Origin of the sequence: Clostridium sp. UBA2485, from assembly GCF_002341865.1 — a bacterium.
Taxonomy (GTDB): Bacteria; Bacillota; Clostridia; order Clostridiales; family Clostridiaceae; genus Clostridium_J.
This window is the reverse complement of the sequence record NZ_DDOV01000038.1, coordinates 122421-145999: the sequence shown is the minus strand read 5'-3', so window position 1 is coordinate 145999 and position 23579 is coordinate 122421. Positions and strand designations below refer to the sequence as shown.

Annotated in this window: 31 protein-coding genes and 2 pseudogenes; 30 read left to right on the top strand and 3 right to left on the bottom strand. The window is 28.8% G+C overall.

The features are described from left to right. From B3603_RS07385 to B3603_RS07335, 11 genes and pseudogenes are all read left to right on the top strand, one after another. A pseudogene (locus tag B3603_RS07385) lies at window positions 1-1664 on the top strand (hypothetical protein); the annotation flags it as partial. A gap of 16 nt (window positions 1665-1680) precedes the next feature. After that, window positions 1681-2349 carry a hypothetical protein gene (locus tag B3603_RS07380; protein WP_291562651.1) on the top strand — a complete coding sequence of 223 codons (669 nt, stop codon included), beginning with the start codon at window positions 1681-1683 and terminating at the stop codon, window positions 2347-2349. 573 nt (window positions 2350-2922) lie between these two features. Beyond that, window positions 2923-3312, top strand: coding sequence for a hypothetical protein (locus B3603_RS07375; RefSeq protein ID WP_291562649.1), 390 nt, complete (start codon window positions 2923-2925; stop codon window positions 3310-3312). 368 nt (window positions 3313-3680) lie between these two features. After that, the gene (locus B3603_RS07370) at window positions 3681-4040 is read left to right on the top strand and encodes a hypothetical protein (RefSeq protein ID WP_291562646.1); all 360 of its coding nucleotides are present in this window, start codon (window positions 3681-3683) and stop codon (window positions 4038-4040) included. Window positions 4041-4646: 606 nt separating this feature from the next. After that, the gene (locus tag B3603_RS07365) at window positions 4647-5357 is read left to right on the top strand and encodes a hypothetical protein (protein ID WP_291562643.1); all 711 of its coding nucleotides are present in this window, start codon (window positions 4647-4649) and stop codon (window positions 5355-5357) included. Window positions 5358-5684: 327 nt separating this feature from the next. Continuing rightward, window positions 5685-6086 (top strand): colicin D domain-containing protein, encoded by a 402-nt coding sequence (locus B3603_RS07360; RefSeq protein WP_243153242.1) that lies wholly within the window; start codon window positions 5685-5687, stop codon window positions 6084-6086. A 14-nt stretch (window positions 6087-6100) separates the two neighbouring features. Continuing rightward, window positions 6101-6706, top strand: a complete 606-nt coding sequence (locus B3603_RS07355; protein ID WP_291562636.1) for an Imm64 family immunity protein — start codon at window positions 6101-6103, stop codon at window positions 6704-6706. 289 nt (window positions 6707-6995) lie between these two features. Next, a complete protein-coding gene (locus B3603_RS07350) occupies window positions 6996-7418 on the top strand; it encodes a DNA/RNA non-specific endonuclease (RefSeq protein ID WP_291562633.1) in 423 nt (140 codons plus the stop codon). Between the two features lie 14 nt (window positions 7419-7432). Then, on the top strand, window positions 7433-7915 hold the full coding sequence (locus B3603_RS07345) for an immunity protein YezG family protein (RefSeq protein ID WP_291562631.1): 483 nt from the start codon (window positions 7433-7435) through the stop codon (window positions 7913-7915). A 381-nt stretch (window positions 7916-8296) separates the two neighbouring features. After that, on the top strand, window positions 8297-9379 hold the full coding sequence (locus B3603_RS07340) for a TNT domain-containing protein (RefSeq protein WP_291562628.1): 1083 nt from the start codon (window positions 8297-8299) through the stop codon (window positions 9377-9379). A gap of 19 nt (window positions 9380-9398) precedes the next feature. Beyond that, window positions 9399-10043 (top strand): hypothetical protein, encoded by a 645-nt coding sequence (locus tag B3603_RS07335; RefSeq protein WP_291562625.1) that lies wholly within the window; start codon window positions 9399-9401, stop codon window positions 10041-10043. A 142-nt stretch (window positions 10044-10185) separates the two neighbouring features. On the opposite strand, the gene B3603_RS07330 is transcribed toward B3603_RS07335, so the two are convergent. After that, window positions 10186-10413, bottom strand: a complete 228-nt coding sequence (locus B3603_RS07330; protein ID WP_291562623.1) for a hypothetical protein — start codon at window positions 10411-10413, stop codon at window positions 10186-10188. A 35-nt stretch (window positions 10414-10448) separates the two neighbouring features. On the opposite strand from B3603_RS07330, the gene B3603_RS07325 reads away from it, so the two are divergent. The 19 genes and pseudogenes from B3603_RS07325 (at window position 10449) to B3603_RS07240 (ending at window position 22420) form a co-directional block, all read left to right on the top strand. Next, window positions 10449-10748 carry a deaminase domain-containing protein gene (locus tag B3603_RS07325; RefSeq protein WP_291562654.1) on the top strand — a complete coding sequence of 100 codons (300 nt, stop codon included), beginning with the start codon at window positions 10449-10451 and terminating at the stop codon, window positions 10746-10748. A 14-nt stretch (window positions 10749-10762) separates the two neighbouring features. After that, window positions 10763-11158 carry a hypothetical protein gene (locus tag B3603_RS07320; protein WP_291562621.1) on the top strand — a complete coding sequence of 132 codons (396 nt, stop codon included), beginning with the start codon at window positions 10763-10765 and terminating at the stop codon, window positions 11156-11158. 428 nt (window positions 11159-11586) lie between these two features. Continuing rightward, window positions 11587-11856: pseudogene (locus tag B3603_RS23205) on the top strand (deaminase domain-containing protein); the annotation flags it as partial. 50 nt (window positions 11857-11906) lie between these two features. After that, window positions 11907-12314, top strand: a complete 408-nt coding sequence (locus B3603_RS07315) for a hypothetical protein (RefSeq protein WP_291562618.1) — start codon at window positions 11907-11909, stop codon at window positions 12312-12314. A gap of 185 nt (window positions 12315-12499) precedes the next feature. Further along, complete coding sequence (locus B3603_RS07310) at window positions 12500-12745, top strand: hypothetical protein (protein ID WP_291562615.1); 246 nt, start codon at window positions 12500-12502, stop codon at window positions 12743-12745. 102 nt (window positions 12746-12847) lie between these two features. Beyond that, window positions 12848-12991 carry a hypothetical protein gene (locus B3603_RS07305; RefSeq protein WP_291562613.1) on the top strand — a complete coding sequence of 48 codons (144 nt, stop codon included), beginning with the start codon at window positions 12848-12850 and terminating at the stop codon, window positions 12989-12991. A 38-nt stretch (window positions 12992-13029) separates the two neighbouring features. Beyond that, window positions 13030-13377 carry a hypothetical protein gene (locus B3603_RS07300; RefSeq protein WP_291562611.1) on the top strand — a complete coding sequence of 116 codons (348 nt, stop codon included), beginning with the start codon at window positions 13030-13032 and terminating at the stop codon, window positions 13375-13377. 411 nt (window positions 13378-13788) lie between these two features. Then, on the top strand, window positions 13789-14112 hold the full coding sequence (locus tag B3603_RS07295) for a hypothetical protein (protein ID WP_291562609.1): 324 nt from the start codon (window positions 13789-13791) through the stop codon (window positions 14110-14112). Between the two features lie 243 nt (window positions 14113-14355). After that, window positions 14356-14970 carry a hypothetical protein gene (locus B3603_RS07290; protein ID WP_291562607.1) on the top strand — a complete coding sequence of 205 codons (615 nt, stop codon included), beginning with the start codon at window positions 14356-14358 and terminating at the stop codon, window positions 14968-14970. Window positions 14971-15247: 277 nt separating this feature from the next. Further along, window positions 15248-15616 (top strand): DUF7674 family protein, encoded by a 369-nt coding sequence (locus B3603_RS07285; RefSeq protein WP_291562604.1) that lies wholly within the window; start codon window positions 15248-15250, stop codon window positions 15614-15616. 39 nt (window positions 15617-15655) lie between these two features. Continuing rightward, window positions 15656-15826 (top strand): hypothetical protein, encoded by a 171-nt coding sequence (locus tag B3603_RS07280; RefSeq protein ID WP_291562601.1) that lies wholly within the window; start codon window positions 15656-15658, stop codon window positions 15824-15826. Between the two features lie 454 nt (window positions 15827-16280). Next, window positions 16281-16661: an immunity 22 family protein gene (locus tag B3603_RS07275; RefSeq protein WP_291562599.1), complete on the top strand. Its 381-nt coding sequence runs from the start codon at window positions 16281-16283 to the stop codon at window positions 16659-16661. Window positions 16662-16686: 25 nt separating this feature from the next. Beyond that, a complete protein-coding gene (locus B3603_RS07270; RefSeq protein ID WP_291562598.1) occupies window positions 16687-17007 on the top strand; it encodes a hypothetical protein in 321 nt (106 codons plus the stop codon). A 557-nt stretch (window positions 17008-17564) separates the two neighbouring features. Continuing rightward, window positions 17565-18263, top strand: coding sequence for an SMI1/KNR4 family protein (locus tag B3603_RS07265; RefSeq protein WP_291562596.1), 699 nt, complete (start codon window positions 17565-17567; stop codon window positions 18261-18263). Window positions 18264-19148: 885 nt separating this feature from the next. Then, complete coding sequence (locus B3603_RS07260) at window positions 19149-19700, top strand: hypothetical protein (protein ID WP_291562593.1); 552 nt, start codon at window positions 19149-19151, stop codon at window positions 19698-19700. A 65-nt stretch (window positions 19701-19765) separates the two neighbouring features. Then, window positions 19766-20281, top strand: coding sequence for an SUKH-3 domain-containing protein (locus B3603_RS07255; protein ID WP_291562589.1), 516 nt, complete (start codon window positions 19766-19768; stop codon window positions 20279-20281). A gap of 32 nt (window positions 20282-20313) precedes the next feature. Continuing rightward, window positions 20314-20727 carry a hypothetical protein gene (locus tag B3603_RS07250; protein ID WP_291562586.1) on the top strand — a complete coding sequence of 138 codons (414 nt, stop codon included), beginning with the start codon at window positions 20314-20316 and terminating at the stop codon, window positions 20725-20727. Window positions 20728-20785: 58 nt separating this feature from the next. Beyond that, the gene (locus tag B3603_RS07245; RefSeq protein ID WP_291562583.1) at window positions 20786-21493 is read left to right on the top strand and encodes an endonuclease V; all 708 of its coding nucleotides are present in this window, start codon (window positions 20786-20788) and stop codon (window positions 21491-21493) included. A 63-nt stretch (window positions 21494-21556) separates the two neighbouring features. Beyond that, window positions 21557-22420 (top strand): pentapeptide repeat-containing protein, encoded by an 864-nt coding sequence (locus tag B3603_RS07240; RefSeq protein WP_291562580.1) that lies wholly within the window; start codon window positions 21557-21559, stop codon window positions 22418-22420. 147 nt (window positions 22421-22567) lie between these two features. On the opposite strand, the gene B3603_RS07235 is transcribed toward B3603_RS07240, so the two are convergent. After that, the gene (locus B3603_RS07235) at window positions 22568-22939 is read right to left on the bottom strand and encodes a pyridoxamine 5'-phosphate oxidase family protein (protein ID WP_291562578.1); all 372 of its coding nucleotides are present in this window, start codon (window positions 22937-22939) and stop codon (window positions 22568-22570) included. Window positions 22940-22982: 43 nt separating this feature from the next. Beyond that, the gene (locus B3603_RS07230) at window positions 22983-23396 is read right to left on the bottom strand and encodes a CGGC domain-containing protein (protein ID WP_291562576.1); all 414 of its coding nucleotides are present in this window, start codon (window positions 23394-23396) and stop codon (window positions 22983-22985) included. Between the last annotated feature and the right edge of the window lie 183 nt (window positions 23397-23579).

Here is a 23579-nt window from a genome sequence, read left to right as displayed (position 1 = left end):
GTGAAAAAGTAAAACTTAATCTCGATATAGACAAAGGTCAAAGTAAAGAAGCCGCCTGGTTTTCATATGCGCCGCCTACAGGTAATACAATGTATTCAATGCCTGTCGTTGGAACAAGTGCAGCACTTTATTTTCCAAATGAAAGCAGTGAAGCTCCAATTGTAACAGGTTGTGTAAGAAAAAATGGAGGCAGCTGTGCTAAAACATCAGACACAACTAAAAGATATTTTGGAACAGAACATGGCAGCGAAATAGAAATGACTTCAGGTGCATTAAATATAAACGGTGGCTCAAAAGAGCCGCTTAATATAAGTTTTGATGACAATACTGGAGTAACGCTTAAAAGCCCTAAAAAACTAAGTTTAAATGCAGATGGTGAAATAATTATAAAAACACCACAAAATATAAACATAAAAGCAGAAAGCCAAATAATTGTAGCAAAAGCAGGCATACAAAGTGGTTTTTCAATAGAAAATGAAATTCATTTTGCAGCAGATACCACAATAGAAGATGCAACAGATAGAGAAACATATCCTCCATTTAATGATGAACCAAAGGCAGCCCAAAAGCCAGAAGAAAAACAAGAGAAGAAAGAAGAGAAAAAACAAGAAAAAAAAGGATTTAGTTGGGGAAAACTAGCCCTTGCAGCAGTAGCCGCAGTAGCAGTGGTAGCATCAGTAGCAACATTTGGAGTAGGAGCAGGAATTGCATGCGCAGTTGCTGTAGCATGTGTAGGAATGATATGTGCAGCCGCTAGTACATCGCCTACAAGCTCAAGTTCAGCAGGTGGAGGAGAAAATGATATTGGTGCTCGTATAATGAATGCATTTAAAGGTGCATTAAGTGGGGCTAATCCCTCACCAATTATCAAATCGTTGAATTCACTAAAAGAAATAGGTTGTGATATTTGGAGAGGATTTGAAAATAGAGGGGAGAAAGCCTTAGATTCACCATACGATTTTGTAAATTGGGCAATGATTGGAATTCCTGGCGCTATAAAAGCAACATTACAATCAAATGCAGAAAGATCAGAGAAAGCATTTAATTCAGTATATGATTTCACTAATTGGCTTAGCTTTGGTGCTGCAGATATGGTAAAAGGAGCAGTTAATCCAGAAGATCCTTTCTCGAAAGAACATTGGCTAAATAGTTTTGGAGTAGCATCCACTATTTTAGGAGTACGAAAAGCTACGCTTAGTAAAGGGAAAACTAGTATGCTAGATGACATTCCTCGTAGTAGTAAGGTTGCCAAGGGTGCTAATAAAATAGATGATATCCCTCCTAGTAGTAAGGTTGCTAAGGGATCTAGTAAAGCTGAATTTAGCGAACTTAATAAGATATATTCTAATATTGACGATATAAGAAGTGGCAAAAAGAGTCTAGTATATGATGAACGAACATTAAGGAGAATGTCAGAGGATGTAGGACCATATCATAATATTCCAAATAGCCTTGATAAAAGCATAATTTTAAATGAACCATATGTTATAAGAGCTGATGGAAGGGTAGAATTTTTAAAGAAAGGAATTGTTAATGGAAAAGAAGGAGTATATCATATGACAATACAAGATAATGTTGTTAAGCACAAGTTATTTACTCCACAGAATGACTGGGCAAGATTTTCAAAACGTTGGGGATTACCAGGTTATGATTTAATCGATTAATTGGAGGATTATTTAAATGGAGATAGTTTTAAGTGGTGATATATATGATGAAAAAATCAATATAAAATATGATGATATTATGATTTATAATGGATATGTAGACAATTTAGTAACATCTGAAGATTTAGATTCAGATATAGAATTAAGGTTGAATTATGATGATAAATCAAATCAAAGCAATGTAATAGCTAGACGTTTAGGGGAGAATATATTGTGTGTCCCTAATATAAAGTATTGCTTTAAAGATAAGTATAAGTATATACCAATTATATTTTCACTAGATGAATTTAAAAAATTATGGGAGGCTATGAGCTATAGTTTTGAGAATGATATTGAAAAAATAAAGAAAGTAACAAATGAAGAATTAATGTTAACTTGGTATATTACAAGTAATATCAGAGATAATGTAGATAGTATATATGATTATGTAAATACAATAAGAAGTAAGTTTATATGTACAGATATAGAAGATGAAGATATAAATAAACAAATATATCAACTTTTTAATTGGAGTGAGGTACTGCATAAAAGGAATCTAATGTTTACGTGCAAAGAAAGTAATAGTATGACTAATGTGAAGATATATTTAGATGACAATGTTGAATGGGATGCAATTAAAATTGCTGATAAAACTAAGATTTATTTAAATTTATCTAATAAGATTTATATATCTATATTAAACTAGATTCAAAAAAGGATAGTACTAACTATAAAAAATAGAAATAAATTATTGAAAATTATTAAAAGAGGTAAATCAACGAGACTGTATAATATTAATGATATTTTTAAAAAAGGGATGAATGAACTAGCTGAAAATAAGTAAGCTAGTTCATTAATTTTTATAGTGATAAAATATTGGTAGATGTTGAAAATTCTCAACTCTACCACTAAAAGATAATAAGACAGACTCTGCCCCAAGGGAGTAGGAAAAGCTGATAATATTCATGGAAGAGGATATCATAAAGAAGTATATGCAAATAAACCAGTAAAGGTTATTGATGCAGTTGATAAATGGGATGAATTTTTAGGATTATGGGAGTATACTGATATTCATCCTAGAACAGGACTAAAAGACTCTGATAGAATATTCTCAACTGATGGGAAAAGAAGTGTAAGATTCGGTTCACATGAAATGAACTCAAAACCAAGTAAGTTCCACTATCATGAAGAAATATGGACTTATGACCCAATAAATAATGTTATGAATGTTGACAATACAGTTGTTAGAGTGCCATATAAAAATTAGGAGTGATAAACAATGAATGTTAAAGTATCAAATGTATTAGAAAAATTATTAGGTGGATATAAGGTACTGGTTCAAGTAGAAAATAACGAATTTATTGCTGAGTGGAATGGTGATGAGCCAGAAGAAAATGAGAACTATGATGTAGAAATGGATATAGAGGATGATTTTATATGGGATACAAATATAGTACTTTCATGTGAAAAGTCTAGTGTAATAATTCAGAATGATGAGGAAATTAAAATAGTCGCTAAGTTAGATTATAATAGTGAGGATAACTTAGCAACACTAAAGATTTATGATAGTGTTGTACTAATTGATATAGAAGGAATTGAGCAAGATATATTAAATGAATGGGTAGAGCTACACTGTACATTAATTAAAATATACAATACAAATTTATAATAGAAACTAAATGCATAATTAGTACAGATTATGCAGCATAAAAATAGCTAGTTGAAGATTGTATGTATAATAACAAGTTTATTAATAAGTTTAACTGCATAATATTAATAATGCAGTGAGATTAAGACAGAGGAACTAGCTGAAAAATAAAGTAGGCTAGTTTTTTGTTTGTTCTGTTATAAATATTGGAAATGCTAGATTGTAGCAGTATGGGCGGAGAATAGGTAATAATGATTTTACAGACCATGGTAGGCCAGATATTCCAACACATACAAATCCTCATTATCATGCAAGCCCAGTTACAAATTCTGCTCAACATAGAAAACCTACCCCAGGATTGCAGTCAGAGACTCCAAGGAGGTGATTAAATGACTATAGGGCACTATATATATATAGCTTCTGTAAGCGGATACTATTCTAAATCAGATTGGCAAGGCTGGGCTGATAGACAAATATTAAATAAAAATGAGGTTGAAGATTGGGTGTATAAAGTTTCGTTAGCTAAAGATATAGAAGGGTTAAGTATGGCAGTAAGTGATAAAAAGCTAGAAGAATGCTATTATGAAGAAAATAAATCCTCATCCAGTGATGCAATAGTTGGTTATTATTATATGCAATATAAAGAGAATAGACTAAGTCTACGCGATTTATTTTCTAAATTAAGTGACGAAGATGATATATCAACAACATCATCAATAAATGAGAATGAGGATTTTATAGTATTCTGAAGGAAATAGATTCAAATGGGAACTTAATAGCAAATAGTTTATTTGTCAAACAAATTCGTAATTTATTCGAACCGTTTAGGCAAATTGCAGAAAGGCAGAAAAAACAACTGGAGTTATACTAGGTATATAAATTCAAGTTTTCAATAATAGTTATTGTGATTTTTAGATAATTTTATTTTGGGATATATGAACTAAGTTGTTTTTATTTACTGCAAAATAACACTGAAACCAAATACAGTAATCTTTCTAATAGATATTATATATAAACCATAACATTTTAAAAGAACAAATATACTGCATAATTGTAATAATGCAATAAGAAAGAAAAAATGAACTAGCTGAAAAATAAGTAAGCTAGTTCATTTTTTTATAGTGCTAAAATAATAGTAGGCATTGAAAATACTAAAGTCTGCCTATAAAAATAATAAGATAGACTATGTCCCAAGGGTGTAAGCAATCCTAAAAGATAATCATTAAATGGTTTAGAATGAAATGTATTTATACAGGAATGCTGAAAATACACTATTTTAGATATTATTGCTACATATCTAGTTCATACTAGTATTTTAAAGTAATAAAAATATTCTACAGTAATCGGAGGATAAAATGAAACAAATAAATTTTGAGAAAATAACATTAGTCAATGAGGTTAATAAGTGTGATAATCAATATTTAAAATGTATAAAGGAAAGTAATTCTACGAGCTCACTAAATTTTAAGTTATTAATTTTTAAAGCCATATATTCTGAACATAAATTTGAGATAAGGATGTTCATACAAGAGAATGATAATGAAATAAATATTGAAGTATTATTTGAGAATATTTGTAAAAATATAGAGATTGAGGATTATATTATGGATCCTATCATACTCGAAATAAGTAAATGTGCTAAGATAGTAGAAAATAAGCTAAAAACATATGATGATATAAAAAATAAACTGTATAATTTTAATGGTAAAATTAATATAGATAGTATGATTATTGAAAAAAGTAAATTTAGTTTAATAACTCAATTAGATAATTTTCAATATAAACTTAACCAGTTATATTTAACTTTAAAACCTAATAATATGGAGTATAATAATTATATAAATGAGTTGTTTGTATTTGGCCAAAATGGTAGAAAAACAGCAATAGTTTTAAAAGAATTGGGAATAGCAGATTTTAGAAAGACTAGAAGTGGATATTTAATTAGCTTCTTCGATGAAATATCAAGTTACTCAAATAGTTTTATTTATAATTTTTCAGAAGAGATTTCAAGTATTGGTATCCCATCAATGGCTATACCAATTGAAATTTTAGATCGTTCGTGGTAAGGAAAACTTAAAAATTAATTAACTAACTACATAATGATGATGTAAAATATTAAAGTCCTGTAATTAATAATAGCAATAAGCAATGGAATAACATTAATGCTAAAGTGTGAGAATTATTGAATGAACTAGCTGAAAAATAAGCAAGCTAGTTCATTACTTTTTTAGTGATAAAATAGTGGTAGATGTTGCAAATATTATTTTAACAGGTTAGTATCTATTAATGAAACTGGCATTAGCTTTAATGTATTATGTTTAGAGGGAGCAACCTCTATAGTCAGCGTAGGTGAAATATCCTCTATAGCAGTATCTGGCCTTGCATTTTATAATATGACTTCTAATAGTGGAAGTGGTGGAGATAGTAATAGTTCTTCTAATGAAAATATTGATGCTAGTGATGCTAAGGGAGTGGGTGAAACTGCAGAACTACCGGATGCTACATTTACTACGAAGAAACTACAACATGAGTTTAAACATGCTGGTGATTTTGACGTAACAGGCAACTGGAATAAGGCTACAGGTGAAGTGTATCAAAAAGCTATTCAAAATCATATAGAAACAGCTACTGACGTGTATAAATCAACCTATAGGGGTGATGATGTATATGTTTATATAAATAAGAATACTAGTGTAGGGGCATATACTGATCTGTCAGGTAACTATATTGGTGGATGGAAGTTTAATAGTAACCAGATAGATTTCCATCTAGGAAACGGAATAAAAATTAAGTAGAGGTGATGACAATAATGGGAAGTTCTATATCAATAGGATTTGTTTATGGAGAGTTTTCTATACAAGCAATAGAAAATGAGATAAAAAGGTTAGTTAAATATTTTGTTACTACTGATGGAAGCTTAAAAAAAATGAAAGTAAGTAAAGATATTGATGGTGAAGAATGGCTTGAATATGACTCATTAATTAACTTAAAAGTAGATAGTATTTATACTACATTAGCAGAAAACTACTATGGACAAGTGGAAGTCAACAGTAGTTTGTTTGGGCATAAAAACCTTACAACTACTATTCGTATTGAGAAAGAAGAAGATGAAGGCTACTTTGGATTTTTGTTAGATATAGATGAAGAAGAGCTAATAAAGACAAACTTGGCAAGTGAAATAAATAGCGTGACAGAAAAAATTGTAGATTTTATTACAGGATTTTATAGTTATTCAGCGTATGACTATGCATTTTGTGATAATGAGGCAGAAAATCAATACTCACCAAGACATTTCAAAAAAATTGAAAGTAGCATATATTCTATAAGTGTTATACCTACTTTAGATGGTAACAGTAACAGTCTTAATATTGTTAGAAGCAATTGGAATATTGACGGTCTTACTTCTCGTATTTAATAATCATGCTACAATAGGATAGGCGGTTATCGTTTTGATGACCGTCTTTCTCTTTTCTGACTGTAAAACTGTAAACTGGTATTAATTATGTCTAGATGGAGTAACGTCTATAGCGGCATCTGGTCTTGTATTTTATAAGGAAGCTTCTAATAGTGGAAGTAGTGGAGATAGTAATAGTTCTTCTAATGAAAATATTGATGCTAGTGATGCTAAGGAAGTTAGTGGAACTACTGATAGAAACATAGTAGAATATGGTGAACATTATGATAAGGTAGGTAGGAAAAAGGTATTGAAACCTTATGTAGAATACATTGATAGTAATGGATACAAGTATGCCACTGATAGCAGTGGTAGAATTGCAAATGCCCAAGGTGATTTACAATTGGGAGAAGGTATAAGAAATCCATATGCTCAAAGAACTGTTGGAGGTGCTGACAGACTACCTACAGACGATGGAGGCCATTTAATTGGAAAACAATTTAATGGTTCAGGTCAAATAGAAAATTTAGTTCCTCAAAACAGCGGAATTAATAGGTCTGGTGGGGAATGGTATAAAATGGAGCAAAACTGGGCAAATGCACTGAATGAAGGTAGTAAAGTTAAGGTGGACATTACCCCTAATTACTCTGGAAATGTAGCTAGACCTCATAGTTTTAATGTAGACTATTGGATTGATGGTGAAAAATTTATTCAAATTATAATGAATCCATAGAAAGGATGATAGCAATGGAAATAGAATTAGATGAATTATATATGAAGATTGGAAAACATATTATATCTATGATTCCAGTACAATGGAGCCAAATATATTATTTAGGAGAAATAGAAAAAGGGAAAATGAGTATGTCATCTGTTTTCTATTTTAAGGAATTAAAAGATGGAAACATAGTTAAATCACATAATATTTCAGAAAATTATGGAGTATCTCAAACTATATATAATGAGTTGTCTTCAGAATTAAATATACTATTATTAGATTTGTATTCTTGTTTTGAAAAAAATAGTCAGCCTTTATGGGAGCAAATGAGTTTCTCTATTAACGCTGATGGAAAATTTAATGTAGAGTTCTATTATGATATTATGAATGAAAATGACGGAGGTCAAGTTCAAAGAGAAGTTATTTGGGCATACAAAACATTTGGTTTATTACCCAAAAATGGGAGTTATACAAGAAAAATTTTAGAAAAATATTTGCAAGAAAATGAATAATATTATTACGTATCTGTTTTGCTAGATTAAAAGGGTAACTATCCTTAAAAATGAGTTGAGTACACTCAATAAGTAACGGCTAAACTATTTAAGTCCGAAAAGAAATAAAAAGTTACCTATTCTGCGAGTTTCTTGGGCACAGACAAAGCAACATGTCCAATAAAAGCAGCCAATAGCGGCGTTAGGAGAACGTAGTGAGCTATTGGCTGTTTTTTACAGCTTATACATAAATAAACATATCCTCAATTTAAAGATGAACCAAAGGCAGCTCAAAAGCCAGAAGAAGAACCACAGAAAAAAGAGGAGAAGAAACAGGAAGAAAAGAAAGAAGAAAAGAAAAAGTTTAGTTGGGGAAAACTAGCTAAAAATGTTCTTGCAGGTTTGGCAGTAGTTGTAGTGGTTGCAACAGTTACTGCAGCAGTAGTACTTACCGCTGGTACTGCAATACCGGCGGTGGCAGGAGCACTGGCATCTGTAGGTATTACTGCAGCAGCAGTAGCAAAAGCAACCTTTGTTGGTGGAATGACAGTGGGAGCAATGGGAGTCGCAGGCAAAGCAGTATCAGATATAACAAATGATGAAGTTAGTGATATGGATGAATATACAGGCAAGGCAGCCAAAGATGCTTTTGCAGGTGCTTTATGTGGAGCCTTGCTTTCACCAGCTATGATGCCAGCTGCAGCAACAGGGCTTTTAGGTGAAATACCTACAGCTTCACAGCAAGTAGGAACTTTGCTTAAAATATCGTGCACAGGTGGAGTATATAGGTATACGTACTATGATTTAAGAGAGCGTATGGATGGACGTACACCTAGCATAAAACAAGGATTAGGAGAGTTTTGGAATGGAGTAGTATCATCAGCATTTATGTACATTGCAGTAACAGCAATTTTAGGAATTCCTCCACTCATCAAAGATGCATATAAGAATAATGTTAAGAGTGGTGCTGAGGGTCCGGGGAAGGTTATTAGTGAAGCGAATAAGGCTAAGATTAATGGCTGGAAATATCCGCCTTCAGATGATTTATATTTGAAATATAAAGATGTTTATGATAATCCTAAATACTTTGATCAGATAACAGGTGATGCTATATATCCAGGTATGTATGGTGATCCCAATATAGGTGGTTTCACTAATGGTATTTACAAAACAAAAACGTTAACACTAGGGCAAGTTATTGATCGTTATGGCAGTAATGGAACAGGGCAATATTTTTCACCGGGTGGATCAAGCTTTGAAAGTAGAGCATTACCTCCTTTTATGGAAACACAGCCATATACACAATATGAAGTATTAAAGCCTTTTGAAGTTAAATCAGGTGAAATAGCTCCTTGGTTTGGGAAAGTTGGAAAAGGAATACAGTATTATTCTGATATCGAAATAATTGATTCTTTAGGAAACTCTGTTAAAGCAACAGTTCAGACATTGATTGATGAAGGGTATATACGAATAATATCTCACTAGAAAGGATGTAAATTAAACTATGGATTTAGAATTAGCAAAGAAATTGTTATCAGAAAAACACTTAACTTTAGTTGATTATGACGATAAAATTTATTATGACGACAGAGAAGATTTATCTGTGCCATTAGAAAATCATTATAGCATTAATATAATAAATAATGAATGGGCTTTTTGCTTTATCCGGTTGGAACGAAGAAATGTACCAGATATAGAAATATTAAAGAAGTTTGAAAATAAAAGTGATGCCATAGATCATCTATTTTTACATGTTATAAGAAGATACTTTTTTGATAAATATATTATTCAAAGCAGAAATTCAGGATGTCAGATAAATAATTTAGAATCATTAAAAATAAAAATGTCAGAATTATTTATTTCTGAAGATTACGTATGTGAGAAGGAGCAATTGAAAGAACACTCCATTTGTTTTTATAAAACGACCAATGGTTGGTTTGAATCTTTTATTGGAGCAAAGAATGAGATAATAGCAACGAGTAAAAAAGGTTTTCCTGATGAAGCTCTTTTTTTTAGTAATACTCGATTAAATTCTATTTACAGTTTGTATTTGCTTGATATATACATCAAAGAATTATTGGAGGTTTCAAACATTATATTATCATATAGTGATTATCAAATAGCGAATTACTTAGGATACAATATTTGATATATGTAAAATGAATGAGAATGCAGATAATTTAGAGATTAAATAAATTTTACAAATTTGTAGGAACACAGCCTCCAGATTGATATTAAACTAAATTAATCAGTTTGGAGGCGTATTAATTGATGCTTTATTTGGCGGTATCTTACAATTTGCAAATAAATTTCAAAAGCTTCACTCCGTCCATGAATCCATGCTGATATAGAAAAAATTCTTCTAAAGCAAGTAGGCTTGTTAAGGAGGCAATGTAATTTTCAATCAGCTCTTTCTCTTTGCGCGGCAAATTTTCAATGAAAATATCAGCCTGCAAAATTCGTTCATTCTCTCTTGATGATTTCCCAGCATTTGCTTTATTCAGTGTATCAAGTAACATGATAATACGTTCATTAACAGTGTAAAAAAGAATTTATTGCATATAGCAAAATAAATTTAGTTGAAAGTAAAGGTAGTAATATTAGTGATTTTTCATATTTAAAACAAGAAAATGAACGTTTATTTACCTTTTATGTGGAAGATAAATTTCCAAGATTCAATGATACCAAGACAAAAATTCTTGAGGATATTGTTTCTCAAATAAAAGATTCTAACATATCTGGTAAAATAAATTTATATGCAGAATTACCAGCATGTCAAAGTTGCACGAATATGATATTTGAATTTAGGAGAAAGTTTCCTAATATAAAATTAAGCATTTTCACGGGGAAATAATGGAGGAACAAAGAATGAAGAATATAGATTATAAAGAGGCAATGCATTTAGCAGAAGATTCATTTTATGAATATAAAGATGATGAGGGATATAGTATTGGGCAATCATTGGCAGCAGCACTGGAAGATTGTATACTTATGATGAAAAAGAATAAAGTTATGTATAATGTAGTTATAATAGCTTTATCTAGGATAGGCATGAAATACTTGATTTTACCAGACTATCTTTATGAAAGAGTCTTAGTAATTTTGGATAACTTTCCTGAAGATCTTGAACCTAATTTTGCTGAGGAATATAACAATATGGTAAATGAGATAAAAATAATTCTTGAGGGAAAAAAATTTGAAATTATCAAAGATGAGATTTACAAGGCAAGAGTTAATATGATCTTATCAAACAATATTTCATAAGATTAAATTATAAGTATATAATATTGCATTAAATTTTTCAATAATTTATTCTTTTAAAATTGTAATAAACAGGAATAATATTAATAATTAAAAGAACTTCCAAACAGATGCTTAATAACTGAGTTTGGAGATTTTTTTATTGTTTGTCTAGTTTAATGATAATTCAGAGGCTGTAAATAAATTTCAAAAGCTTCACTCCATCCACGAATCCATGCTGATACGAAAAAATTCTTCTAAAGCAAGTAGGCTTGTGAAGGAGTCAATGCAATTTTCAATCAGCTCTTTCTCTTTGTGCAGTAAATTTTCAATGAAAATCTTAGCCTGTAAAATTGATTCATTCTCCTTTGCTGGTTTTTCAGTATTTGTTTTATTGAGTATATCAAGTAACATGCTAGCACGTTTATTAATGGTGTAAAAAAGAATTTACTGTACATAGCAAAATAAATTTAGTTAAAAGTAAAGGTAGTAATACCAGTGATCTTTCATATCTAAAACCAGAAAATGAACGTTTATTTACCTTTTATGTTGATGAAAAATTAAGGTATCATGATACTGAACCAAAAATACTTGAGGATATTGTTTCACAGATAAAAGACCATAATATTTCTGGAATAATAGATTTATATCCAGAGTTACCTTGTTGTCAAAGTTGTTCTAATTTAATACTTGAATTTAGAAGAAATCATCCTAACATATAAATATTTATGTTAAAAGCATGAAATAAATAATTTATGAAAGGAAGTATAAAATGAAGAATGTAAGCTATGAGGATATTAAAGATTCAGTAATATTTGGATTTGAAGAATATATGGAAGAAGACGGCTATAACTCTTCGCAAGCCGCTGCGAGAATATTAGAAGAAGATTGGAGAAGTTTGAATTATAGCTTATTTAGTAAAACTTGTTACTATACTTGGATAGCTATAGAAAGCTTTAAAACAGAAGAAATTGCTGATTTTATATTTGAAAAGCTAAATGAATATCTTGAGATAAACGAGTTTAATGAAGACATTAATCAAAATGATGTTGAACAATTGAAAGAGGATATTATAATTTGTAAAAAACTTTTAAAAGAAAAAAATTATAATGTTGTTGAAACAAGTTATTCTACAAAGAGTAGAATAGATTATATTTTGAGTTTAAAATCGGATTTTTAGAACTGTTATGAGTTTCAAATATATAAGAGAAATAGGCATATAGAAACAATATAAAGTAACTCATACGTGATTTTAGTTAACTGTAAAAATAGTAGATAGCAAATGATGAATAGTAGTATATAAATTTAAAATGAAAATCAATGTTTAATAAGCTGAAAATATTTTTAAACAATTGGAGTGAAAATATGGCAACTTATGTTTTGATCATAAAAATTAGTGAAGATAAGAACACGGCAATTTATGGATTTGGACCTGATGAAGAAAATTTAGGAAAAGTTGAATTTAATAAATTAACAGGTGAATATAAAAAAATAGATACAGAAATATCTGTTCTAGAATTTTACTATCTAACAGCTGTATCCAAGATACTAAGACATAACAAGAATAATCCGCATGACTTATATCCAAATAAAATAATTTATGCTTCATAAATATTAAAAACACAGCCATAAAACAGTTTTGAAATGGCTGTGTTCTGATTACTTTTTGAGATTTGTTCTGAAACTAATAATTTAGATGATGTAGCTAGTGGATTGCCAGAGATTAGGCAATTGTATGAACAAAATCCTAGAGTTATAAGGGAATTACGTGCATATATGAAAGAAATTAAAATTGCAGATGAACTAGGATTAAAAGATGTATCAGCACAATTATGGGAGAACTATAGGAAAGAATGAGAATATATACTTAATATATTCAAGGAGGGAGGAAGCTAATGAGTATTAATCAAGTAATAAAGAAAATTCAGCAAGGAAATTATGTAAATGAAGAACTACAGGAATTTCTAGAAATAAATAATATTTTTATACTTAGTAATACTACGAAAGAAATAGTTAAACTTCAATATAAAACAGAAAAAATAATAAGTAGATTAATTGAGGTAAGTGAGTACAGAAAAAGTTCATATGTTTTAATGGGCGTATATACAATTGGACATTTAGCTATTGCAACCCTCTTAAAATTAGGATTTAAGAAAGAGGAATTAAATTGTTATAATGATCTTGATGATTTTAATAAAGATATCGTTGAAAAATTAGTTGAAGGATATGAGTATGTAATATAAAGTCTATAAAATAGGCAAAATGAACTAACTGAAAAATAAGTAGGTTAGTTCATTGTTTTTTATAGTGATAAAATAGTGGTATACATTGAAAACACTAAAGTCTACTACTAAGAAAAAGTAATATAGGCTCTGTTACAAGGGGAGAAGTAGCAGAATCAGCAGTTAAAGTCCGAATAGATTCAGCTGTTAAAACCCAATGGATAGACCCTAAAACAGGAGTATTAACAGGTACTTCGCCATCAGAATCAACTTATGCAATAAGGATTCCTAAAGGAACAACAATATATGAAGGCCAAGTTGGATATCGAGGTGGAGAAAGTTGTAATCAAATTTTTATTTCAGAATCATGGAAGATTACAGAGTTAGAGGTATTAAAAGAATTCAAAATACAATAAAGGGGGTAGATTATAAATGGATAATAAAGAAATGGTAGATAAATTAGAAGAACTATTTAGTGAATTGCTTAATGTAATGGAACAATATGGAAAAGGTGAAATAGATTATCAAATATCAGAAGTAAGGTATGTTGTTAATCTATTAAGAGAAAATATTAATAATGAATATTCCAATTCTGAGGATATTATTAATGAAATAAAAACTATTCGTAAGAACTTATATCCAGCAAGAGGTGGATTATCAGAGTTCTTTATATGGAAAAATGATGTTAAGGAAAGAATAAAAGTTAATGAACCACTAAGTAGAGTTGGAGATGAGATATGGAAATTATTAAAATAATTAACTGCATAATTGTAATAATGTAGTGAGATAAAGAAAAAAAGCTCATTAAAGCCGTAAAATAAATGTATACAATAATAGAGATTTAATTGTAATAGATAATAAAGATAAGGTATTGATGGGCTAAAAAGAAATTGTAATCAAAAAGAAAATCAAATGGACAGTTATATACAGTTAAAGAGTTGTTAAAAGAAGGATTATTAGAAGATATAACAGACTTAGTTAAGAAAGGTATGATTAAAATTGAATAATGAATTTAAAGAATTATTTCAAAGTAATTATGGAGTCATTGAGAATACTAATAGTATAGATATATTTTATATGAATTGTGGAATTATCGAGCAAGAAGTATATATAAAATGTAGAAAAAGTGACCTTGGATGGACAATAGTGAAGAGTATTAGAGGAAATAATTTTGAGATTGGAACTTTTAGTGAAGAAGAGTATGCTATATGTGTACTTTATATAATATGCGTAAAAAATTTTGAAGAAATAAAAGTAGATAGTAATGTGCAAAGAAAATTAAGAAAGTGCGAAGGAGAAAATGCTAAAGTAGAGGCGACTAAAGTTATAGAAAGTGAATGTGAATTAAAGTATTTCTCTTTAGATAAACCCCAAAAGAATTCGATATGTATGAAAAATATAAAGGAATTATATAATGTTTTTTATTTAAGTGAAGATTATAATAAAATTAATATTGTTTCAGATGTAAATTTCAATAGAGCGGTTGTAGTTGTATATAATTTTTCACTTTTATTAAAGGAATTTAATAAAATATATGAACAATTAATAAAGCAGTATCCAACAGCTAAAAAGCACTATGAAGAATTATTTAGATACTACTTAAACATAATGTAGTATTTTTCATTTTACTAATATAAAACACCAAATATTTTATTCGAAATATTTGGTGTTTTATATATCTAGGTTAAACAAAAAAAATTACTTTTTGCAACGATGGGTGATGGCGGAACAGCGTCTGCTTTGGTGAAAGAGTTCAGTGAAGGTTCTTCTAAGCATTTAGTAAAGGAAAAAGAAAGAGTTATTGGATTAAAAAAATATTAAATAGTGATGAGTTAGGATTAAATGATTTAGATATTGCAATAAATCTTTTTAAATAAGGGAGATGTAAGATATGAGTAAACAATCAGAAGAATTTTTCAGTGTAATGTTAGAGTTTCTGCCATTAACAAAGAATAAGTATAGAAAATCTATAGAAGAGAATGGATTGTTATTAGAGACTGTTGTAATAGAAGATATTTTTATGCCTGATATTATTAAGCTAATAAGTGAAAATAAAAACATTAAGCTATTAGAAGGTATTTTTAATTATTTTGAAGAAGTATCTAATTGTGAAGATGAGCACTTAATGGATATTTTTTCAATTACTGTTCTGGAAATATTAGGTAACGATAAACAGATTCTTAAGATTGCACAAAAGTATATGGGACCGAAAACCACACATCTTCAAATTGAGGCGGATAGAAGTTTAGGTAGAGATTGAAATCTTTAGTATTGATTTTATATAACAAAATTTTAAAATGTGGTAGATGTAGTTATTCAATTCATTAATAAATCTTCGAATATTACCGCAATAGCAACAGTAAAAGAAATAGATGATAGTGATATTTTAATTGAATTTGATAATTATGTAGAAATAGAAGTTAATATTATAATAGAAGTAAATGGTTCACTTGAATTAGAGATTGAATAACCTAGGATGCAAAACTATAATTCAGTTAACTACATAAAAAATAGTAATAACAGAATATAGTTAAATCAATAAGAGTAAGAAAATTTAATACTGCATAATATTAATTAAGCAGTGAGAAAAAACAAAATGAACTAGCTGAAAAATAAGTAGGCTAGTTCATTATTTTTTATATAAGATATATTGGAAATGCTACATTGTGGAAGTAAAATCTAATAAGATGGACTTTGAGTCAAGAGAGCAAGTAATCCTTGTAGAGTAACATATAAAGGTATACTATTTATAGCAAATAGCAAAATTAATAAGTTTTTAAATTCATTAATTTCTAAAGAATTAGATGAGATATGGAAAGATTCCAAGTTAAGAAAAATTTTGCAACATGGTTGGATAAAAAATTAAAAGGTGGAAGAAACATGTTGCCAAAAGGATTATTACATTTTAATTAGGGGAGGAAGAAATGGAAAAGCGAGGCAAAGTATCTTTATGGATTGGAAATTTTAATTCTGTAGTAGAATTAAAAAAATATTTATGTGTAGGATATACAGCAGACGGAGATCAAATATATTCAAAATTTGCAAATGAATTTGACTTTGGACATACAGATGAAGATTTTATAGAGTATGAATTTTATGATCAGAAAATGACATTAATTGAGACATTATTAAGGCCATTTTCTTATAGTGATACAATTACCTGTAGATTTGGGAATTTATTAGGCAAAAATGTACTTGATAGATCAGTGAACTCGATAATTCTTTTATATGACTATGAGCATGAAGAGGATATTGTACAAAGTAATAATATTGAATATATAGGATGTGTCTCATATTTAAAATAGAGGATTATTATAGGAGGGATATACAGTGTTATCAGAGGTAATAAATAAGAGTACTGTGATAATTACAGAAGAAAAGAAAAATAATATAATAAAAAAAATAGAGAGTTGTGTAAAGAATTGTTTAAATCAAACTGGTGTTGAAATTAATTTTGAAGATAATTATCCTTTATATTTTGAAGGAAAAGAAATAGAAGAAGCGATATTTGTTAATTTAGAAGTGCATAATAGAAAGAAAGATAAAAAGATATATATGCAATTAAGAAATAAAATAAAAAAAATATATATAGAAGAACTAAATATTTCTGAAGACAAAATTTTTATACAATTTGATGACTATGAGGACTAAACTTACTATAGATTTCATAAAAAATTTGATATCAGAACTATGTTTAGACAGAAAGAAAATATAGTATTTATAATTTATAATATAAAATAATATAAAAGTTTCAGTATATTCTTGTCTATACTGAAACTTTTATTAATGGAAAAAATCTAGAAGATGAAGAAATAACATTTGAAGATTTATTATTTGATTTTGGAGTTAGCATGATAACAGTAGGAGTTCCTTCATAGTGCAATATCATTAATTTAAGAAAATATAATTATTTCTTAAAAGGTACTTAACTATAAACTAAATCCGATAATATAGTATGAAATAATATGAAGGTTATTCAATACATGTTTAATAATACTAAAATATTTAAATCATTTGAAATTATAATTGGAGGAAAAAAGGTATAGGTACATTTAAATGATATAAAGTGTATGGCTGAATATACAATAAGAGATAAAATGTCTCATAGAATACCTATAAACAATCAAACGATATTTTCAAATTTTCAAAATTTAGTTTATGATGCAGTTAAGTAAGAGGTGGCTGTAGTAAATTTATGAGTTAGGGAGTTGTTTAGTATTATCGAAAATAAGTTAGAGTTCTTAAGAAAATATCATAAAAGTATTCAGTTAGTAAATATTAAAGAAATTGACTCTAAGTTAATACCAAGCGACTGGTATAGGGCTTTTATAGAAAAAGATATTAAGTGTAGAATAAAAAATATCTTAAGTATATGGGAGAAATATTCGGGTATTGAGTTAAGAAATACTATGTCTTATTTATATGAAAATATTGTGGAGATTGATTTGATAGAATATGATGGTAAATATTCTATTTTGTATAGCATAAAAGTATCAGATGGGGAGATTGAGTATTATGAAGGAGGAAACCCTGAAGAGAAATTTAATAATCCTAAATTAGAAATGAGTTGGAGTAAAATACCTGAGTCAGTTCGAAGATTCTATGAAAATGTTCATGATGGATTTTATTATTATGCAAGTCAGTCAATGGGATTAGTACCTAGACAATCTGTAACATATTTCAATGATGATGAATGGGGAATTATAGATGCTCTAGAAGAACCAATTAAAATCGATTTAAGAACAACATTTGGATTTTTCGAGAGTGGCATGGGCGGTTATGTTGCTATTGACTATACTAACTGTGACAATAATAATGCTACGTTATGGTTCTCAAACAACCAACCTAGATATAATATTGACTTTTGGGATGTGGTAGATGAATGGATGGTTATTGGATTTGAATAAGGAGAGTTGTAGTTTATTTTCTGTAAAGTTAACAATAATTTAATTTGAAAAATAAGCATTTAAAGAGGTGTAATAAACTCGATAAGTAAAATGAACAACTTACTGCATGTAGTGAGCAATGGGGAAAGGGTGTAGAGTGGCAGATAAGATAAAAAATAATTTTAAGTTAATGAAACTAAAAATAGTTTTAAACTGCCATATAATATATTCTTCCTCTTATTAAATGTAATTGTGATAAAAAATAAAACATATTGTAATTGATAATGGAGCCAATACTCTAATGAAGGAAGCATTGGCTCTATTTTTTATTCAAAGAAATAGAAGGGGATAATGGTCAATGTGTTAAATAATTAAAGGTTAAAAGATTTCTAAAGCAATTGAAAGTCATTTTTGCTTCATGAAATTTTTTATATAGTTTCGAACTGTAAGATTATACTCAAAAAGATAGAAATACCATATACAGTTTAAACAGATACTAATGATTTTAGAAATATCTATAAGTGATAAGATGATCGTAATAAAGAAAGAAAATGATATTCATTTCAGCATATGATTGCATTAATTGGATTAGCCTTGGTGCTACAATATGATAAAAGGAGCATTTAATCAGAAGATCCTCTCTCGAAAGAACATTGGCTAAATAGTTTTGGAGTAGTATCAACTATTTTAGGAATATAAAAAGCTAAGCTTAGCAGAGGTAAAGGTAGTATGATAAATGATATGATATTTCTAATATGTACAGAATTTAGTATTTGGATAACTAGGATGTAATACTAATGCAAACATTATAATGGCTCTAGCGATTAGACCAAGAACACGAGGATGTACTAGATGTCAGTTAAAGTATTCTGTAAATCAATTTATAAAAGGGATGGTGTTTGATTAATGCAAGAAGAAAAAATAGATTATGGTTCAGAGTGGTGCATGGAATTTTCTAATGAAGAACTTTATAAATATCTTATAACTAAATTTGATAATGATTCAAATGTAATCATAGAAACCTTATCTGAGGATGATAATGAAATTGAAATAATGTCAGATATACCAATTCAATTTATATGTTTTGATGGAGATAAACAAAATTTATTTATTAGTTTCTATGGAAATCAAACTTCAATTTTCATAAAAAATGAAGAAATAATGTTTATTGATGAAAGTGTAAAAAATATATATACAACAAGTGATACATTTGGAAATGTTGTATATGAGGGAGCATTACGCAATCTAACCCATATTGAGATGTTAACTCTATTTGTAGAAGTTATTATGTGCTTTATTGGTGCAATAGAAGTTGAGATAATTGAGGAAGAAGTTCCTTATGATAAACATTATAAAGAACACAATTATTATAAATCTCATAGCTATGAAATAAATATAAAAAATAATAATTCAGAGAGAAAACAGAAAGTATTTGAAAATATTACAATAAACTATTAATTTCAATGAGGTAGTTTTTAAAGATTATATGATCTCCAAGAAATAATATAAAGGAGTGAAACTATATGAAGGCTGTTACTTTGAATAGATTAATGCAAGCTGGTTGGTCAAAGGAACGAAGAATTGATATTGATTCAATAGAAACAATTTTTAAAGAAAAAAGAATTGATATGCCTCAAAAAATTCGAAAGTTTTTTGAAAGTTATGGTATGTTGCAAATAAATTTCAAGAAAGAAATGCGAACTATTAATATTGAAGAAGTAATTGAATTTAATTCAATTAAGGCTATTGGTAATAATCTGGATGGTGAATATTTTAATGATATATTTGAGGAATATGATATTAATGATATTGTATATCCAATAGGAATTGCTAATAGGGGAAATTTACTTATGCTTATGACAGAAAATGAAACATTTTACAGATATACAGATGGTTTTCTATGTAAAGATGGAGAAAATATTGAAGAAATGCTTGATTGTGTAGTTGGTGAGTGTAGAGAGCCAATTTATTATGAGGATGATATTATCTCTGGTTATCCGGCTGGAACAATTGATGCCCCAAAACCATCAGGCTTTTAAATATCTTTAAATTTTAAGAAAGGTGATTTTATATGTATAAAGATTTAGATAATTTTCTTTATGAAGAAACCACAATTAATTCATGGTATAATGATGGATTTTTAATTGCTCAAGACATGTTAACTCAATTTTCTTCTGAAGATTGGGAAGAGTTATCAAAAAATATATTGAGCAAGCCATTAGAATGGCAAAAAAAACTAATTTATTGCTTAGATAATGACATTAATGAAAATGAATTAAATATTATTGCTAAAATGCTAACCATAAATGATCAAGAGTTATTTGATATATGTATAGATTCTTTAAGAAGCTTTAATAATGAAATAGGTAAGGCGTTTGTTTTATCAAATCCTTCTTTTATAAAACTTGTTAAAGAAAGAATACCTTATGCAGGTGCCGCTACCCAAAAAATTTTACAAGACTTTCTTGATAAATTCTGTCTATAATAAAAGAGATCTACAAAAGATTTAATGATGATAATAATAGATATTAGGGGTAGAAATTATGAATGAGATAATTAAAAATAAAATTTATAATGAAGAACAGTACATTGATATTCAAGAAAAGTTAAGTGAAAAGATAATAATAAATTCTAAAATTGAAATTGAATCCATATCAAAAGTTGCAGGAATAGACCTTGCATATTGGAAAAAAGGAGATTATGAATATGCAGTGTGTTGTATTGTTGTAATAGATTCAGTTACAAAAGAGGTAATTGAAAACGTACATTCAGTTGGGGAAATAGAATTTCCATACATTCCAGGCTGTTTGGCATTTAGAGAACTTCCACTTGTATTAGAAACAGTTGAGAAATTACAGAGCAAGCCTGATTTATATATTTTTGATGGTAATGGATATTTACATCCAAGGCATATGGGAATAGCTACTCATGCAGGAATATATCTAAATAAACCTACAATTGGTGTGGCAAAAAGTTATTATAAAGTAGATAATACAGATTTTATAATGCCTGAAAATATAGAAGGTGCATATACAGATATAGTGATTCATGGTGAGATTTATGGACGTGTATTAAGAACGCATAAAGATGTAAAGCCTATTTTTTTATCTGTTGGTAATCATATAGATTTAGAAGATTCAACACAAATTATAAAGAGTTTAGTAACTAAAGAAAGTCATATTCCCATTCCAACAAGATTAGCGGATATAGAAACGCATAAAATGAGAGACGTATATAAGGGTAATATATAAGGCTATGATATAATTTAAAGGTCAAAATTATTTATATTTTAGGAATATGGGGTGACAATAGATATGTCATATAAAGATGAGGCTAAATATGATAAGGAATTATATGAAAATTTGAGAGTTGACTGTGAAAAATGTTTTGGGTTTTGCTGTGTTGCATTGTATTTTTCGGCTTCTGAGGGGTTTCCAACAGATAAAGATGCAGGTAAACCTTGTATAAATTTGCAATCTGATTTTAAATGTGCTGTTCATAAAGAGCTTAGAGAAAAAGGGCTTAAAGGATGTACTGCTTATGAATGCTTTGGAGCAGGACAAAAAGTTGCTCAAATTACATATAAGGGACGTGATTGGAGAAATAATCCTAAAACTGCAAAGCAAATGTTTGATGTGTTTTTGGTTATGAGGCAGCTTCATGAAATGCTATGGTATCTAACAGAAGCACTAAGGGTGCAGTATGATAGCTATATAAAAGAGGAAATTAGCTGCATGATAAGTGAAACTATGAGGATTACTAATTTAGATGCTGATTCTCTCATAGAACTAGATGTAGTATCACACAGAAATAAAGTTAATGCACTACTTTCAAAGACTAGTGAACTTGTGAGAAATAGAGCTCGTAAAGGACAAAAAACTACTTTAAAACGTAAGAATACAATTGTCGGAAGGCTAAATCTTATTGGTTCACACCTTAAGAAAGTTAATCTAAAAGGAGAAGATTTGAGGGGGGCATTTCTTATTGCAGCAGACCTTAGAGGGGTGGATTTAAGTGGTGCAGACCTTATTGGTGCCGATTTGAGAGATGCTGATATAAGAGGAGCTAATCTCACAAATAGTATATTTATTACGCAAGCTCAGATTAATTCTGCTAAGGGAGACTCTAATACAAAGCTACCAATATCATTACTTCGTCCTACATATTGGGATAAATAATTAACTTAGAAATAAAAAATAAGTTTTGAATCTAATATAATAATATTAGTGAATTTCTACTGACAAACTAAGGTGCACAAAATTCTAGCAATAAGAATCCACCAACTAAGCTAGTGGATTCTTATTTAAATTTTAGTAGTGTAATATCTAAAGTGTTTGTTGGGCAGATGAAACTGTTATTTCTAGCACTCTACTTAGAAAAGGAAACTTTTCTTTCATCATATCAAAATCTAAACCTGATTCAAGGAATTTTGCAGTTCCTTCAATTAAGAATCCTGTTCCTAAGCGTTTATATCCCATAACTTTTTCACTTCCTATAGTGACTTTAACTTTATTATTTAATTCCACATTTTTTTGTGTTTTACGCATGCCAGCAGCTGGTATTAATAATCTACCATCTTCAGTTGCATTAATATATGAATTCCAAGTATTAACTACATGAGCTTCGTTATTGCTCCAAGATGCAATAGCTACTACTCCTTCATGAGAAATGACCTCAAGCAATTTTTCATTTAACATTTCTATTCCTCCTTAAAATTCTATAAATTATATATTAGTTACATTAGTCATAGCACTTATAAGTACCCTCATCCCTTTTTCTTTTTGCGTTTTTAGATACGAAAGATCCTTCTATAACATTTTCATAACCTTTTTTTAAAACAATATTTTTAATATAGTCAAGATGAGGACATCTATCATAGTGATTATTGTCCGTTGTCATACAAGAAGATAAGTGTATGGCAACTTCATCTTTACTTATATTATTTTTAATTCTTAATTTTTTAGAAAGATGCTCTAATTTAGCAGCAATTCCCTTTCCACAGCAACCACCACATGTGAAAGAAATATATCTAGTATCGTCATCATAGTTTCTAAAAATTTCGTCCTTATTGTAAAAAGCATTTGTGCAAGCAAAGCCACTACATCTTCTATGTGCAATATGGCACTGAATAATAACTACATATTTTATACTCATTCATCTCTCACCTTTCTTATAAATCAGTAAACTATTTTTTACATATTACAAAATGTCAATAAAAAATCTTAACTGTGTGTTCATTGACTTTTGAATAAAGCAATTATACAATCAATGTGGAATTATCAAAAGTGCCAATTTTGTTTATTTTATAGGATACAGTTATAAGGAGAGTGCTTTTTA